Genomic DNA, 258 nt, shown 5'->3' with positions numbered 1-258 from the left:
GGTCACTTTAACGCCCGCATGAAGTGTGATCCCTTTTTCTTCATACCAAGAAAGTGGGTTCATGAAGATATCGGTGGCCTTGTCGGTTCCGTTCAAGACATTGGAGAGAAGAATCCGGTTGTAATTGCCGTAAGGTTCCGCACCGAACATTGTAATATCAAACATGTCGGGAGCTCTTTTGAGGATTTCTTCCACGACGCGGGCTCCGGCCATTCCATTTCCAATGACGACAAGACGTTTTTTATTCATATTTTTAAT

General features: G+C 44.6%; 1 pseudogene (running past one end of the window). It reads right to left on the bottom strand.

Going from position 1 to position 258, the window contains the following annotated elements:
- Positions 1-249: pseudogene (locus tag A2048_03035) on the bottom strand (nitrite reductase large subunit) (it extends 2274 nt beyond the left edge of the window).
- Positions 250-258: the final 9 nt, after the last annotated feature.

This window comes from Deltaproteobacteria bacterium GWA2_45_12, from assembly GCA_001797365.1.
Classification (GTDB): domain Bacteria; phylum UBA10199; class UBA10199; order UBA10199; family UBA10199; genus UBA10199.
Note: the sequence above shows the minus strand (reverse complement) of the source record. Positions and strands in the feature narration are given on the sequence as shown.